A 15,084-nucleotide genomic window follows, 5' to 3' on the forward strand; every position below is an offset into this window, starting at 1 on the left:
CATGCGGAGGGCAAGGGATTCGAACCCTTGAGCACGGGGTCACCGCACCAACGGTTTTCAAGACCGTCGCTTTCGGCCGCTCAGCCAGCCCTCCCGGCGTCGGCGTGAGCCGACGCGGGGAGTCTCCCACACGGGCGTGCCCGGGAACGATCGCGCCGTCCCCTCACACCCCGGCGACGAACTCCTCCCACGTCCCGCCGGTGCGCAGGGCGTCGGGACCGGCGAGGTTCACGCGCTCCCGGCACGCCCGCCCCACAGGCCCGGGCACCGGGACGCGGACGACCCGCACGTCCCGCCCGCGGGCCCGCAGCAGGGTGCGCAGGAGCTGCTCGGCGGAGAGCACCTGCGGCCCGACGACGTCCGGGACGCGGCCCTGCGGAGGCCCGAGCGCGACCTCGACCAGCCGGCGTGCCACGGCCGCGACCTCGACCGGCTCCGCCCACATGGCCCGGGGCGCGGGCACGACGGGCCAGGCCGCGAACCGCCCCAGCGTGCGGAGCACGAAGTCGTGGAACTGGGCCGGGCGCACCACGGTGGACGGGACGCCCGACCGCTGCACGGCGCGCTCGGCGGCGGCCTTGGCGCGGTAGTAGCCGACGGGCAGCCGGTCGGCGCCCGTGACCGACACGAGGACGAGGTGCTCGACACCGGCCCGTCGCGCCGCGGCGGCCACCTGCGCCGCCGCCCGGTCGTCGCCGCGGCCGCCGGCCATGTGGAGCACGGTCGTGACGCCGGCCGTCGCGGCGTCGAGGCCGTCGCCCGTGACCGTGTCCCCCACGACGTACGCGGCCTGCGGGGTGTCCGTCCGGGCACGTCGGCTGAGGACCCGCGGACGCACCCCGGCCGCGTGCAGCAGCGGCAGCACGTGGCCGCCGAGGTTGCCGGTACCACCGGTGACGAGCATGGTCATCGCGCCTCCCGGCAGGACGTGGTGGGGCCGGTCGCACGACCGACCGTACGCGAGGGCGCGCCGGGCCGGAAGGCGCCCGGGCGTCCGCGAACGCACCGGCGGACGACGGCCGCCGCGACGCCCACGACCCTTCGCACCGGGCTCAGGCCGGCGGCACCCGCAGCACGTGCGCCGCGGCGTCCCCGGCCACCCCCACCCGCCAGCGCTGACCCGGACGCCGGTACACCCGACGCGTCGTGCTGCCGCGGTCCGGCTCGAACGCCTCCAGCAGCGACCCGTCGACCAGCAGCTCCGCGGGGCCGTCCGTCGACCACACGTCCACGACCGCGCCGGCGTCGTCGACCAGCGACACCGCCAGCCCACCGGACGCGGCGACGCGCCACGCGGGCGCGTCCGTCACCAGCAGGCCCCGCTCGACGTCCAGCGGTGCGCCGCGCAGCCCGACCAGCTCGGCCGCCGGGCGCATCACCGCCCGCCCGTCCGCCGCCAGCACCAGCTCCCGCGGGCACGTCAGCAGGCCCGCCCACCCCGCGGCGGCGACCTCGTCCGCCGGGCGGGTGCCGTCGCGGGACTCCCAGGACCACCCCCACAGCAGCACCCGGCCGTCGTCGCAGACGTACGCCTGCGGCGCGTACAGGTCCGGGCCGTGGTCGAACGCGGTGGCCACCTCGGGGACGAACCGCGGCGCGGCGCCCGTGACGTCGAGGTGACCCGTGTACGCCGTCACACCGAGCCGCTCCGGGCCGTCGCCACGCTCGAACCACGACACGAGCAGCACCCACCGGTCGGCGACCTGCACCAGCTGCGGGCACTCCCACACGTGGCCGGGCGCCGCCAGGCCCGCGGGGACGTCCCGCGCCTGCAGCAACGTGCCCAGCAGCCGCCAGTCCTCCAGGTCGTCGGCGTCGTGGACCACGACCGCACCGCCCGCGGGCGTCCCGGCGCCCTGGACGGCCACGCGACGCCCGCCGACGGTGAGCAGGAACGGGTCGCGCACGTCGACGACCCCGGGCAGGTCCGGGTGCGGGGCCGCGAGCCGGTCGGGCTGCACCCAGCCGCCGTCGGCGCCGCGCCGGGCGACCGCGACGCCCGCCGTGCCCGTGTCGGACGCGTCGCGCACCGCGCTGTAGACGAGGGCCACGTCGCCGCCGTCCGGCACGGCCACCCCGCTCCACGCGCCGCCGCCGTCCGGTGCGCCCGGCCGGGGTGCCAGCGCGACCGGCTCGTGCTCCCAGCGCAGCAGGTCCACCGAGCTCGCGTGCCCCCAGCGGATCGAGCCCCACACCGTGTCGTCGGGGTTCCACTGGTACATCACGTGCCAGCGCCCGTCCCACCGGCCGATGCCGTTGGGGTCGTTCAGCCAGCCCTGCGGGGCGCGGAGGTGCCACCGCGGCTCGTGCGGGTCACCGGTGCGCTGCTCCATGCGACCCAGCGTGGCAGCGGTGCGGACCGCCGCGCCGCCCGCGTCGCACGTCGCACGCCCGGGCCGCACGCGCAGGCCACAGCCGACGGTGTCAGCACCACCAGCCGCCCGGACGGCCAGGGCTGACCACGTCGAGCCCGGCGGCCGCCGCGGCCCGCGCGGTCGTTGCCTCGTACGTGGCGATCGAGCGCACGTCGACGTGCGCGAGCGCCGCCCCCACGTGCAGCGCGGCGAACGGGCCGAGGTCCGTCGGCAGCAGCACCGCCCGCCGCAGCACCTGGTCGGACAGCCGCATGCGCGGCAGGCGCGTCAGCACGTCGAGCACCACCAGGGACGCCTCGACACCCAGGAACCCCGCCGTGACCCGCGCCTCGAGCACCGACACCTGCGACACCACCACGGCGGGCTCGTGCTCGGCCACCCACGCCGACCACGCCTGCGCCTCCGGCGCCTGCGGCAGGTACCGGCTCAGCGCCGACCCGTCGAGGTACACGTCCGCGGTCGGGTCCCGCGCCACCAGGACGCTCGCGTCGAGCGCACGCCGCTGCGCCGGCACCGTGCTCAGGACGCGCGAACGGCCGGCCCCGGCAGGGGTCCGGCCGTTCGCAGGTGCTGTGCTCACCGCTGGCGCAGACGCTCCATGGCGAGCTGCACGAGCGCGATGAGGGCCTGCTTCGTCGCTGCCCGCGACCGCGCGTCGGTGTAGAGCACCGGCACGTGGGCGGGGATCGCGAGGGCCTCGCGGACGTCGTCGAGCTGGTGCTTGGCGATGCCGTCGAAGCAGTTGACGCCGACGACGAACGGGATGCCGCGCGACTCGAAGTAGTCGACGGCCGGGAAGCACTGGTCCAGGCGGTCGGTGTCGACGAGCACGACGGCGCCGATCGCCCCACGGACCAGGTCGTCCCACATGAAGAGGAAGCGGTCCTGGCCCGGGGTACCGAACAGGTACAGCCAGAGCGACCCCGGCAGCGCGATGCGACCGAAGTCCATCGCGACCGTCGTGGTCGTCTTGCGGTCCGTCACACCGCCGGCGTCGTCGACGCCCACGGAGTGCTCGGTCATGGCGGCCTCGGTGTTGAGCGGCTCGATGTCGGAGATCGAGCCGATGAAGGTCGTCTTGCCGACGGCGAACCCGCCGGCGACGACGATCTTGACGACTGTGGGGGCAACTGCGCCCGCGGTCCCCGCCGGAGCGGCGACGGCGGCGTCAGAGGGCGGAAATGCCATTGAGAACACTCTCCAGCACGCTCAGGGACAGGGCGGGGCTTTCACCGGTGTTGACCTCGACCGGCTGTGAGGTGTGCACGCGCACAGAGTTGGCATCGGTGAGATCGGACACGAGGATCCGGACCACACCGAGCGGAAGGTGGAGGAGCGCCGACAGCTCGGCGACCGAGATGTACCCGGCCGACGCGTGCTGGATGATCGCGCGCTTCTCGGGCGTCAGCCCCGTGCGGGCAACGGCGCCCGGCATGACCTCGACCAGAGCCTCGAGAGGCAGGTCGGAGCGTGCCGAACGCACGCGACCCCCGGTCACGGCATAGGGCCGGACCGTTCGGGCCTCGTACTCGACGTGTTCGCTCATCATCCGTTCCCTCAGGCGACGGGCGCCCGGGTAGCGCCATCGATCGGCAGCTGGCCCCGCATCTCGGAGATGAGCTGCGGCGTCAGGGTGGCCTCGGTGCGCGAGACGAGCATCGCCATCTCGTAGCCGATGAGGCCGACGTCGCACGTCGCCTCGGCGACCACGGCGAGGACGGAGCCGTTGGAGACGCTCATGAGGAAGAGGAACAGGTGGTCCATCTCGATGATCGCCTGGCGCACCTCCCCCGCACGCAGCTGGCGCGACGCGCCACGGGTGAGGCTCGACATGCCCGAGACGATGGCCGCGAGCTGGTCGCCGCTGGTGCGGTCGAGCTGCTCCGACATCGCCATGAGCAGACCGTCGGCCGACACCACGAGCGTGTGGCGAGTGCCGGGCACGGTCCGGACGAAGTTGTCCAGGAGCCAGCCGAAGTTGGCTGCCTCGGTGCTGAGCGCGGTCACACTTCCTCCTTCATGGTGCAGTCTGGGCCGACTGCGGGCGGGATGTCCGCGGTGACACACAGGCCACCGGGAGTTCGGGGTCGTCGGATCACGAGTGGTCACCGTCCTGGGGTCCGTGGGCCGCGCGACGTCCGCGCGACGTACCGGTCTGGAAGCTCGACAAGCGGGACCGAAGCTGGTCCGCGTCGCGCTGGACAGGGCGCTCCTCCATCGGTGCCGGCGCGGCGGGAACCGCGCTGGGGACACGCTTGGCGAGGCGCTCCGAACCGCCCGCCCCCACGGCACTGGGCCGGTACGCGGACAGCTGGCTGAGCTCCGAGAGAGCCTGCTCCTGGATGTCCGAGCGGAGGGCGAGCATCGCCGCCACCTCGTCGTCGAGGGTCCCCACACGGGGAGCCGTCGACGGCGGGACGGACGGGTGCGGGACCGTCGACGCGGGCGCGGCCTGACGGCCCGTCCACTCCGGCGGCGACCACGAGGGCGCGGGACGCACCTCGGGGACGACGGGTGTCGCGGCGGACTGCGGTGCGGACGGCGCCGACCAGGCCGGTGCCTCCCAGCCGTTGGCGGCGGGCGCCTGCGGTGCCGGCGGTGCCGCGGGGGTGAGCGGCGCGGCCGCCAGCCCGTCCGGACCCCACGCGGAGGAGCGCACGGGGGTACGCGTCACCGTCGGGGCCGGCGCGTCCTCGACGAGCCCGTCGTCCTTCTTGCGGCTGAAGAAGTTGCCCCAGCGACGCTTCGGCTTGTCGTCCTCGGGGGCGACCAGGTCGCTGAACGCCGGTGCCGGGGCATCGGCCGCGACCGGCGCCGACGTCGGCTGCCACGCGGGCGACGGCGCCTGGGCGTTGCGCACCGGGAGTGCCGGTCGGGGGTCGACGACCGGCGCCACCGGTGCCGGTGCCACCGGCGCGGAGTCGACGGGGGCGAACATCTGGGTCGGCTCGTCGGCGGCCGCGGACCGCGCCCACGCGGGCGTGCTCGGACGCCACTCGTCGGCGGACGGTGCCGGCGCGGCCTCGACCTGCTGCTCCTGGCGTGCGGGCGCCTGCCAGGCGACGGGCTCGGGGTCCGGCTCCAGCTGCGGCGCGACCACGGGGGGCGCGACGGCGGAGACGGGCGCCCAGGGGGCGGCCACCTCCTCCTCGGCCTCGGGCTCCGGCTCCGCCTCGACCTGGTGGCCGTGGCCGGCGGGCTGCGCGTCGGCCGGTGCGGACCAGGCGGGCGCCGCCGTGCGCGCAGGCTCCGGCACGACCGGCATCGCACCCGTGTGCCAGGCACGGGCCTCGTCGAGCGACCGCTCGAACGGCACGTACGGGGCCGTGTACTCCAGCGCGGGACGGTCGCTGCTGCCCGCCCAGCCGGAGTACCCGCTGTAGGCGGTGAACGGCGCCTCGGGCTCGGGCGCCCCGTGCTCGGCGGCCGGCTGCTCGTGCGAACCCTCGTCACCGTGCTCGACGGGCGGCAGGGCGGTGGTCTCCCACTGCGCGGCGGGTGCCTCGTCCCAGGACGCGGCCGGGGCCTGCGGCTGCTCCCACGCGGGGGCCGCGGACTCCTCCGGCTGGTCCCACGACGCTGCCGGGGCCTGCGGGGCACCCCACGAGGGGGCCGCCGACTCCTGCTGCTCCCACGACGGGGCCGTCTCCTGCTGGTCCCACGAGGTCGTCGCGGTCCCCTGCTGGTCCCACGTCGCGGCGGGTGCCTGCGGCTCGTCCCACGAGGGGGCGGTCGTCTCCTCGCGGTCCCATGCGGGCGCCGGGGCCGCCTCGGCGGCCGGCGCGTCCGGGGCCCACGGCTGCTCGTCGTGGGTCGGCGCCCACGGCTGCTCGTCGCTCTGCGGCGCGCGCCACGTGTCGTCCGTGTGCGGCGCGCTCCACTGCTCGGGCTGCTGCGCGGGCTCCTGCTGCGTCGCGCCGTCCTCGTCCGGCGTCACGCTGGGACGGGCCCGGCTCGGCAGGCCGCTGGACAGGTCACGCCACGACGGCACGGGCCAGCCCTCGTCCGCACCGGGGGAGGGCGACGGCTCCGGGGTCGTCAGCTCGTCGGGCTCGAGCGCCGGCACGGCGAGCCCGGACGCGGCCTGGTCGCCCGTGGTGGGCAGCTCACGACCGCGGAAGCCGGAGAACAGGCCGGCGCGGGCGGCCGGGTCGGCGGGCGCCGACGCGGGACGCGACTCGTCCTGGTCCGGCTCGCTGGCCCAGGCGGACGTGGCGGCACGCGCCCGGGTCGGCAGACCCGACCGCAGCGGCGTGGCCGCGACGGCCGGCGTCCACTCGCCCGTGTCGACCGACAGCTCCGGCGACAGCGTCGTCTCGGGTGCCACGGGGAGGACGATGTTGTTCTCGTCGAAGGTCTTGCGCGACCGCGTCGGCAGACCGCCGGGCGCGTTCAGCATCGGCACCGGGATCGGGGCGTCGTCGTCCGGGACGCCCGCGGCCGGCCGGACGGCCGGGGCCCCACCGGCCTCGTCGCCGCGGCGACGGCGCGGCAGGCCCAGCGGCGTCTCGCCGTCGGTGAGCTCGGCCAGGTCGACCTCACGGACCTCGGGCGCCTCGATCTGCGGCAGCGGCGCGGCCTGCGCCGGCGCGGCCGCGGCAGGTGGCAGCGCACCGTAGCTGTTGACCTCGTTGGCCGAGAAGAGGGTGCTCGGGAACATGACGAGCGCCTCGGTGCCCGTGCCGCCGACGCGCTTGCGCAGCGTCACCTCGGCACCGAGCCGCTGGGCGAGGCGCCCGACCACGAAGAGGCCGAGGCGCTGCGCGCCGAGCGCGTCGCTGGCGGAGACGGACGCGATCTTGCGGTTGGCCGACTCGATCTCCGCCTCGGTCATGCCCAGGCCCTGGTCGGTGATCCGGACGACCACGGACGCGCCGTTCACACCCGTGGTGACGACGACCGGCGTCTCGGGCTCCGAGAAGACCGTGGCGTTCTCGAGGATCTCGGCCAGCAGGTGGGCGGCGGACAGCGCGTTGAACCCGAGCATGTGCGGGTCGACCTGCAGGTCGAGCTGGACGCGGTCGTACTGCTCGATCTCCGAGGAGGCGGTCCGGATGACGTCGGACAGCGGCATGGCGTCCCGCAGGCGGCGACCGGAGTCGATGCCGGCGAGCACGAGGAGCGACTCGGCGTTGCGGCGCATCCGGGTGGCGAGGTGGTCCAGGCGGAACAGGTTGGCCAGCGTCCCGGGGTCCTCCTCGGCACGCTCGAGGGAGTCGATGAAGGACAGCTGCCGGTTGAGCAGCACCTGGTCGCGGCGGGCGACGTTGACGAACATCTCCGCGATGGAGCCACGCAGCGCGGCCTGCTCCTGCGCCACCTGCACGGTGGTCGCGTTGACCGCGTTGAACGCCTGGGCGAGGCGGCCGACCTCGTCGGAGGAGCGGACGGGGATCGGGGCGAGCGTGATCTCGGGACCCTCGCCGGGCGTCGACACCTGCTCGACGAGCCGCGGCAGCTGCTCGCGGACGTCGGCGGCCGCGCTGGTCAGGCGGCGCAGCGGGACGACGATGGAGCGCGCGACCGTGACGGCGAAGAGGAAGGACACGATGAGGGCGGCCAGGGCGAGCGCGACGGTGACGAGGGCGGTGTCGCGGGCTGCGGCGACGCCGTCCGCGGCGACCTGGTCGGCGCCGGCGAGGACACCGCTGTTGACCTCACCGATCGAGGCCATCTGGCTGGTGGTCTGCGCGAGCCACTCCGCGCCGTCGACCGTCGCGATGGCGGCGGTGGCACCACGCGTGAAGTTGGCACGCATCGACAGCAGCCGCGCGGTGGGGTCGCCCGTGCTGAGGGCGACGCCGGGCAGCTCGAGGTCGGCGACCGCGGACCGCGCGCGGTCACGGGCCAGCTCGGTCGACGTCGTCAGGGACTGGAAGGTACGGGCGAGCGCCGGGCTCTCGGCGACGGCCACCTTCAGCTCGTAGCCGGTGACGTACTCGTTGAGGAGTGCGTCGGACAGGAGCGCCAGCTCACGGTTGGCCGCGACGAACTCCGCCAGCTCCCGGTCCTGCAGGGAGTTCGCGACACCCTCCATGACGCGCGTCTGCCCGTCGAGGATGTTCTGGAAGCTGTTCTTGATGACGGCGCGCTGACCGTTCTCGTCGACGCGGGCGCGCACCTGCGGCAGCAGCGTGCGGTACGCCTCCTGCTGGTCGCGGAACTCGCGCACGACCGACTCGGGGAACTGGTCGAGCTGCAGCTCGGCCGTCACCTTCCGGGTCTCACCGAGAACCCGGTCGGTCACAGCGCGCGCCTCCGCGATCTGCTCCGGTGCCGCCCCGGTGAGGGACAGGATGCGCTCCTGCTGGTAGGCCGCCGTCAGCGGGCTCAGCGCATCGAGCGTGCGCACCACGGTCTGGGTGGCACGCGCGTACCGGAGGTCCTGGATCGCGCCGTACGAGATGTACGTTCCGGCCACGAGCAGGACGATCATGGGCACGGCGAGGACCGCCAGGACCTTGGCACGGATGCCGAGCCGTCGCAGCATGTCGATCCTTTCCCTTCGCCCGACGTCGGACGCTCACGGCGGTATACCGCTCGCGTCCGTCACGCAGCCACCGCAGGTGACTGCCGTCTGCGCTTCATCGGTACCTGGACACCGGACCATTAGCCCGCCGCCCGAGTTTGCCACGGACCTCACCCCTGCCGATACGCCGTGTACGTCGCAAAACGGCTGCCGCGCCCGCGGCCGCCCCGGCGCGCCTGCGTGCACGGCCCGGCCCGGCCGCCCTACGGTGCGGACCGTGCGCGCCGTCGTCGTCAGCTCCCCGGGCGGACCCGACGTGCTGCGCGCGTCGCAGGTGCCCGACCCGGTGCCGGGTCCCGGTGAGGTGCTGATCGAGGTCGCCGCCGCCGGCGTCAACCGTGCTGACCTGCTGCAACGCGCCGGCCACTACCCGCCCCCGCCCGGCGCCCCGGCGTGGCCCGGGCTCGAGGTCTCCGGCGTCGTGGTCGGCGTGGGCCCCCCGGCGACGGCCGTCACGCACGCCGGGGGCGACCCCGCGGACCCCGGCACGCCGCAGGTCGGGGACCGCGTCGCGGCGCTCCTGGCGGGCGGAGGTTACGCCGAACGAGTGACGGTGAACGCTTCCCTCACCCTGCCGGTGCACCCGGTGCTCGATCCGGTGGACGCCGCGGCGCTGCCTGAGGCGCTCGCCACCGTCTGGTCGAACCTGTGCGCCGCCCGCCTGGAACCCGGCGAGACGCTGCTGGTGCACGGTGGCTCCGGGGGCGTCGGATCGGTGGCCGTGCAGCTCACGCACGCGCGCGGCCACCGGGTCCTCGCCACGGCGGGCGGACCCGAGCGGTGCGCCCGCGTGCGCGAGCTGGGTGCCGACGTGGTCGTCGACCACCGCAGCCAGGACGTGGCGGCCGCGGTACGGGAGGCGACCGGGGGCCGAGGCGTCGACGTGGTGCTCGACGTGCTGGGCGGTGGTGCGCTGCGGTCCAACGTGGAGCTGCTGGCCGAGGGCGGTCGGCTCGTGGTCATCGGCCTGCAGCAGGGTCGCCGCGGGGAGCTCGACCTGCCCGCCCTCATGGCACGGCGCGGCTCCGTGATCGCCACGACGCTGCGCGACCGCCCCGCCGCGCAGAAGGCCGCGATCATGGCCGGCGTCCGCGAGCACGTGTGGCCGCTGGTGCTCGACGGGCGCGTGCGGCCGGTGGTGCACGCGCGGGTGCCGCTGGCCGACGCTCCCCTGGCCCACGCGATGCTGGCGTCCGGCGAGGTGCTCGGCAAGGTCCTGCTGATCCCCTGACCCGCTGACCCTGACCCGCGCCGGGTCGCCGCAGGTCAGTCGAGCAGGCCGGCGGCCAGCGCCGGGGCCAGCGCCGGCGTCAGCGGCAGCCGCGGGATCAACGTCGCCTGCACCGCGTGGTACAGGTCGGCCTTGCCCGCCCACACGGTGCGGGACACGCGGTTGTCGGGTCCGAGCTCGTGCCACCACGAGCCACCGGCACGGTCGAGCACGTGCTCACCGACGTAGTCCCACCACTGCGTGTAGAGCGCCTCGTAGCGGGCGTCCCCGGTGGCGGCGTGCAGGGCGGCCGCCGCGGCGACGGCCTCGGCCGCCACCCAGTGCATGCGCTCGCGCACGACCGGCTGCCCCTGCCAGTCGACCGTGTAGACGAAGCCGGGCGTGCCGTCGACCGCCCAGCCCTCGCGCACCGCCGCGTCGAACAGCGCTGCCGCGTCGTCGAGGAGCCACGTCGGCGCGACGTCGCCGCGCGCGGTGAGGGCCGCGCGGGTGTGCAGGGTCAGCCGTGCCCACTCGAACCAGTGCCCGATGGTCGCCCCGTACGGGCGGAACGGGTGCGCGGGCGTGTCCGCGTTGTACTCGAGGTCGGGCTGCCACCCGGCGTCGAAGTGCTCGGGGATGCGCCAGTCGTTGCCGCGCGCGAGCACGTGGACGACGCGCTCGACGACGCGCAGCGCCCGGTCCAGCCACACCCGGTCCCCCGTGACGTCCGCGGCCGCCAGGTACGCCTCGACGGTGTGCATGTTCGCGTTGACGCCGCGGTACGCGTCGAGCGTCGTGAAGGTGCGGTCCCACTCCTCGACGACCATGCCCGCCGCGTCGTCCCAGAACCAGCAGTCCTGCGCCGCCAGCGCCTCGTCGAGCAGCGCGCGCGCTCCGGGGCGCCCGGCCGCGGTGGCGCTCGACGCCGCCAGGACGACGAACGCGTGGGGGTACGCCGCCTTGGTGGTCGCACGCGGTGCGCCGTCGGGCTCGACCTCGGCGAACCAGCCGCCGTGCTCGTCGTCGTGGAACGGACCGGACAGGGACGCCAGGCCGTGGTCGACGAGGGCCGCCGCGCCGGGCCGGCCGGCGAGGTGGGCGAGCGCGTACACGTGCGTCGCGCGGCACGTGATCCACAGTTCCAGCGGCCCCGGCGCCGGGCGCCCGACGTCGTCGAGCCGGGCGAAGCCGCCGCCGGCCACGCGCGAGGCGCGGCCGAACTCCCACAGCCGGTCGGTCTCGGCCTCGAGCCAACGGTGGTGCGCCGGGGTGCTGAGCCACGCCATGGGGGCAGCCTAGCCAGCGTGTCCGCCGCCACGGCTGCGTGCCGGACCGCACGGGGCGATGATGGCGAGATGGACACCGGTGAGCACCGCGAGGAGCAGACGACCGACCAGCAGCGCACCGACGCGCCGGGCGGCCACCCGCACGCCGTGGTGGTGCCGCCGCAGGACCGTGCCCGCCCGGACGGCCGGGCCGAGGAGGCGCCCGACGGCCAGCAGGACGAGGACCTGGCCGGCATGGTCGAGCAGCCCGCCAAGGTGATGCGCATCGGCACGATGATCAAGCAGCTGCTCGACGAGGTGCGCTCGGCCCCGCTCGACGACGCGGCACGCGCCCGCCTGGCCGAGATCCACGAGCGGTCCGTGCACGAGCTCGAGGAGGGCCTGTCCCCCGAGCTGCTGGACGAGCTGCACCGCATCACGCTGCCGTTCACGGAGGACCAGGCACCCTCGGACGCGGAGCTGCGGATCGCGCAGGCGCAGCTGGTCGGGTGGCTGGAAGGGCTCTTCCACGGCATCCAGACCGCGCTCGTCGCGCAGCAGATGGCCGCGCAGGCGCAGCTCACGCAGATGCGCCGCGCGCTGCCGCCCGGCCAGGTGCCCGGACGCAGCGGGCTCATCGTGCCCGTCGCGCGCGACGAGGGCCCCGAGGACCTGCGCCCGTCGACCGGGCAGTACCTCTAGGCGCACGCCCCCTCGGGCCGGTACGGCGTCAGGCCGGGTGGCCCCGTCAGCCGTCGGCCCGGTCGCCCCGGGCCGTGAGGGCGATCGCGCCCGACACCAGGACGAGCCCCACGAGCTCCAGCCCGTGCGGCCACTGCCGCAGCCCGACGGCCCCGACCACCGCCGCCGTCGCCGGCAGCAGGGACAGGAGGATCGCGAACGTCGCGGCGCTGACGCGACGCAGCACCACCTGCTCGAGGACGTACGGCACGAGGGACGAGCACACCGCGACCGCGACGATGACCAGCGCGAGCCGCGCGTCGTGCAGCACCGGGCCGGACCCGTCGGCGAGGAACGGCGCGAACACCAGCGCGCCGGCCGCCATGGCGATCGCCAGCCCGCTCGCCCCCGGGCCGCCGGACCGCGCGACCCGGCGACCGAGCACGATGTACGCACCCCAGCAGGCGGCGGCCACGCCGATCGCGACCAGGCCCGTGACGGCGCCGGGCCCGGCGTCGAGGCTGACGCCCGCCAGCAGCACGACGCCCACCGCCGCGACGGCGATGGCGGCCCGGTCGCGCCAGCCCCGGCCGGTGAGAGCCGCCACGGCGACGGGTCCGATGAACTCCACGGCGACCGCCGTCCCCAGCGGGAGGTACTGGATCGCGATGTAGAAGGTCACGTTCATGGTGGCCAGCACGGCGCCGAACAGCGCCGTGACCGCCAGCCGCCGGGGCTCCCACAGCTCGCGCACCCGCCAGGGCCGGCGCCAGGCGAGCAGGATCACGGCGGCCACCGAGACGCGCAGCCACGCGACGGTCCCGGCGGGCACCACCGCGAACAGCCCGACCGCGAGCGCGGCCCCCGCGTACTGCGTCAGGCCCGAGACGACGAAGAGCAGGGGCGCGGGCACCGCGTCAGGCTACGTCGCGCCCGTGAGTGCGCTGCGGGAGGGAGGTCCGGGGTGGCCCGGCCTCCCTCCCGGTACGCACCGACCGGTCAGCCCTTGACCGAGCCCGCCAGCAGACCGCGCACGAAGTACCGCTGCAGCGCCAGGAACACGACGGCGGGCACGATGATCGACACGAACGCACCGGCGGACAGCAGGAACCACTGCGACCCGCGCGTGCCCGTGAGGTTGAACAGCGCGACCGTCATCGGGGCGACCTGGTTCGACGACCCGGCGAACGTCAGCGCGACCAGCAGGTCGTTCCACACCCACAGGAACTGGTAGATGCCGAAGGCCGCGAGGGCGGGCTTGAGCAGCGGCAGCATGAGGCGGAAGAACACCGTGACGTGCGCAGCACCGTCGACGCGCGCCGCCTCGACCAGCTCGCCCGGGATCTCCCGCATGAAGTTGTGCAGCAGGAACACCGCCAGCGGCAGGCCGAACATGGTGTGCGAGAGCCACACGGCCCAGAACGTGCCCGCCACGCCGACGTCGGCGTACAGCGACAGCAGCGGGATGAGCGTGACCTGGATGGGCACGACCTGCAGCGCGAACACCGCGACGAACAGGGCGTCCCGGCCGCGGAACTGCATCCACGCGAACGAGTACGCCGCCAGCGTCGCCAGGAAGATCGGCAACACCACCGACGGGATGGTGATGACGACCGAGTTGATGACGAACGGCAGCAGCGACTGCGAGGAGTCGGTGGCGAGCACCGTCCGGTAGTTCTCGAGCGTGAAGTTCGGGTTCGTCAGGACCGTCCACCAGCCGGTGGAGTTGATGTCCGCGGCGGGCCGGAACGACGTGACGAGCAGGCCGAACGTCGGGATCGTCCACACGGTCGCCAGCACGACGGCGGCGACGGTGGCCCAGGGCGACGTCAGGCGCCGCTTGGTGGCGCGCACCGTGGAGGCGACGTCGCCCTCGCCGCGCGAGGCGGGCAGCACGACCTGGAGGGGGGGCGGGGTGGTGGTCATCGTGCCTCCGCCTGTCGCAGCTGCCGGACGTTGTAGACGATGATCGGGATCACCAGGACGAACAGCAGGACCGCGAGCGCGGCACCCAGTCCCTGGTTCCCGGCGGTGAAGCTCTGCGTGTAGAACTCGTTGGCCACGACGCTGGTGCCGTACAGGCCGCCGGTCATGGTCCGGACGATGTCGAAGACCTTGAGGCAGCCGATGGCGATGGTGGTGAGAACCACGACCAGCGTCGGGCGGATGCCCGGCACGGTGACGTACCGGAACATCTGCGAGGCCGACACCCCGTCGAGCCGCGCGGCCTCGATGACCTCCATCGGGATGGCCTTGATGGCCGCCGACAGGATCGTCATCGCGAACCCGGCCTGGATCCAGATCATCACGACGATGAGGAACAGGTTGTTCCACGGCTGGTTGAGCAGGAACTGCTGGGGTGACATCCCCAGCCACACCAGCACCTGGTTGAGCAGACCGATCTGCTCGGGGTTGACCCGCACGTCGGGGTCGTAGAAGCGGTACTCGTAGACGAACTTCCAGATGATCGAGGCGCCGACGAACGAGATGGCCATCGGCAGGAAGATCAGCGCCTTGGCGGCGGACTCCCCGCGGGCCCCGTTGACCCAGATCGCGTACAGCAGGCCCACCAGCGTCGCGACGAACGGGGTGACCAGGACCCACAGCACCGTGTTGCGCAGGACGACCAGCTGGTCGGGCGAGCTGAAGATCGCCGTGTAGTTGGCGATGCCGATGAACGACGAGCCGGCCGCGTCGAAGAGCGAGCGGACGACCGTGCGACCGGCCGGGTACAGCAGGCCCACGATCAGCAGCAGCACCGTCGGGCCGACGAAGAACCACGCGACGCGGCGTGCACCGCGACGCTCCAGCAACGAGACGACGAACAGGATCAGACCGATCACGACGGCGAACGCCGCCAGCGCCAGCACCATCGCGACCAGCTTGTCCGCGACGTTCATCGCACCTCCCGGGCACGTACGAGGATCAGGACGGGCCGAGCCGGGCACCCCGGACCGGACCGCTCCCCCACCCCGGGCGGGGTCGCCCGCAGGCGGGGGAACGGTCCGGTCGGGTCACCGG

The 15,084-nt window shown here is 74.6% G+C and carries 13 protein-coding genes and 1 tRNA gene; 2 read left to right on the forward strand and 12 right to left on the reverse strand.

The window, feature by feature from the left end:
- Window positions 1–4: 4 nt before the first annotated feature.
- From KG103_RS16345 to KG103_RS19080, 8 genes are all read right to left on the reverse strand, one after another.
- Window positions 5–94: transfer RNA gene (locus KG103_RS16345), tRNA-Ser, on the reverse strand.
- Window positions 95–163: 69 nt separating this feature from the next.
- Entirely contained in the window at window positions 164–910 is a 747-nt protein-coding gene (locus KG103_RS16350) for an SDR family oxidoreductase (RefSeq protein WP_207339544.1), read from the reverse strand.
- Between the two features lie 142 nt (window positions 911–1,052).
- Window positions 1,053–2,333, reverse strand: coding sequence for a glycoside hydrolase family 32 protein (locus KG103_RS16355; protein WP_207339545.1), 1,281 nt, complete (start codon window positions 2,331–2,333; stop codon window positions 1,053–1,055).
- A gap of 91 nt (window positions 2,334–2,424) precedes the next feature.
- Window positions 2,425–2,955: a hypothetical protein gene (locus tag KG103_RS16360; RefSeq protein WP_249670643.1), complete on the reverse strand. Its 531-nt coding sequence runs from the start codon at window positions 2,953–2,955 to the stop codon at window positions 2,425–2,427.
- A complete protein-coding gene (locus KG103_RS16365; RefSeq protein ID WP_089797938.1) occupies window positions 2,952–3,563 on the reverse strand; it encodes a GTP-binding protein in 612 nt (203 codons plus the stop codon). The genes KG103_RS16360 and KG103_RS16365 overlap by 4 nt, the downstream gene beginning before the upstream one ends.
- Window positions 3,544–3,921: a DUF742 domain-containing protein gene (locus tag KG103_RS16370; protein WP_207339546.1), complete on the reverse strand. Its 378-nt coding sequence runs from the start codon at window positions 3,919–3,921 to the stop codon at window positions 3,544–3,546. The genes KG103_RS16365 and KG103_RS16370 overlap by 20 nt, the downstream gene beginning before the upstream one ends.
- Window positions 3,922–3,932: 11 nt before the next feature.
- Entirely contained in the window at window positions 3,933–4,382 is a 450-nt protein-coding gene (locus KG103_RS16375) for a roadblock/LC7 domain-containing protein (protein ID WP_089797937.1), read from the reverse strand.
- Between the two features lie 88 nt (window positions 4,383–4,470).
- The gene (locus tag KG103_RS19080) at window positions 4,471–8,865 is read right to left on the reverse strand and encodes an ATP-binding protein (protein ID WP_207339547.1); all 4,395 of its coding nucleotides are present in this window, start codon (window positions 8,863–8,865) and stop codon (window positions 4,471–4,473) included.
- Between the two features lie 256 nt (window positions 8,866–9,121).
- Here KG103_RS19080 and KG103_RS16385 point away from each other — a divergent pair, with 256 nt between their 5' ends.
- On the forward strand, window positions 9,122–10,135 hold the full coding sequence (locus KG103_RS16385; RefSeq protein ID WP_207339548.1) for an NAD(P)H-quinone oxidoreductase: 1,014 nt from the start codon (window positions 9,122–9,124) through the stop codon (window positions 10,133–10,135).
- A 35-nt stretch (window positions 10,136–10,170) separates the two neighbouring features.
- Here the strand turns inward: KG103_RS16385 and KG103_RS16390 are convergent, their stop codons facing one another.
- Complete coding sequence (locus KG103_RS16390; protein WP_207339549.1) at window positions 10,171–11,403, reverse strand: AGE family epimerase/isomerase; 1,233 nt, start codon at window positions 11,401–11,403, stop codon at window positions 10,171–10,173.
- A gap of 69 nt (window positions 11,404–11,472) precedes the next feature.
- Here KG103_RS16390 and KG103_RS16395 point away from each other — a divergent pair, with 69 nt between their 5' ends.
- On the forward strand, window positions 11,473–12,084 hold the full coding sequence (locus KG103_RS16395; protein WP_207339550.1) for a bacterial proteasome activator family protein: 612 nt from the start codon (window positions 11,473–11,475) through the stop codon (window positions 12,082–12,084).
- Between the two features lie 46 nt (window positions 12,085–12,130).
- Here KG103_RS16395 and KG103_RS16400 read toward each other — a convergent pair whose 3' ends face one another.
- The 3 genes from KG103_RS16400 to KG103_RS16410 form a co-directional block, all read right to left on the reverse strand.
- Entirely contained in the window at window positions 12,131–12,976 is an 846-nt protein-coding gene (locus tag KG103_RS16400) for an EamA family transporter (RefSeq protein ID WP_207339551.1), read from the reverse strand.
- Window positions 12,977–13,062: 86 nt separating this feature from the next.
- Window positions 13,063–13,989, reverse strand: coding sequence for a carbohydrate ABC transporter permease (locus KG103_RS16405; protein ID WP_207339552.1), 927 nt, complete (start codon window positions 13,987–13,989; stop codon window positions 13,063–13,065).
- On the reverse strand, window positions 13,986–14,963 hold the full coding sequence (locus tag KG103_RS16410) for a carbohydrate ABC transporter permease (RefSeq protein WP_207339553.1): 978 nt from the start codon (window positions 14,961–14,963) through the stop codon (window positions 13,986–13,988). The genes KG103_RS16405 and KG103_RS16410 overlap by 4 nt, the downstream gene beginning before the upstream one ends.
- Window positions 14,964–15,084: the final 121 nt, after the last annotated feature.

Source organism: Cellulomonas wangleii (genome assembly GCF_018388445.1).
GTDB classification, from domain to species: domain Bacteria; phylum Actinomycetota; class Actinomycetes; order Actinomycetales; family Cellulomonadaceae; genus Cellulomonas; species Cellulomonas wangleii.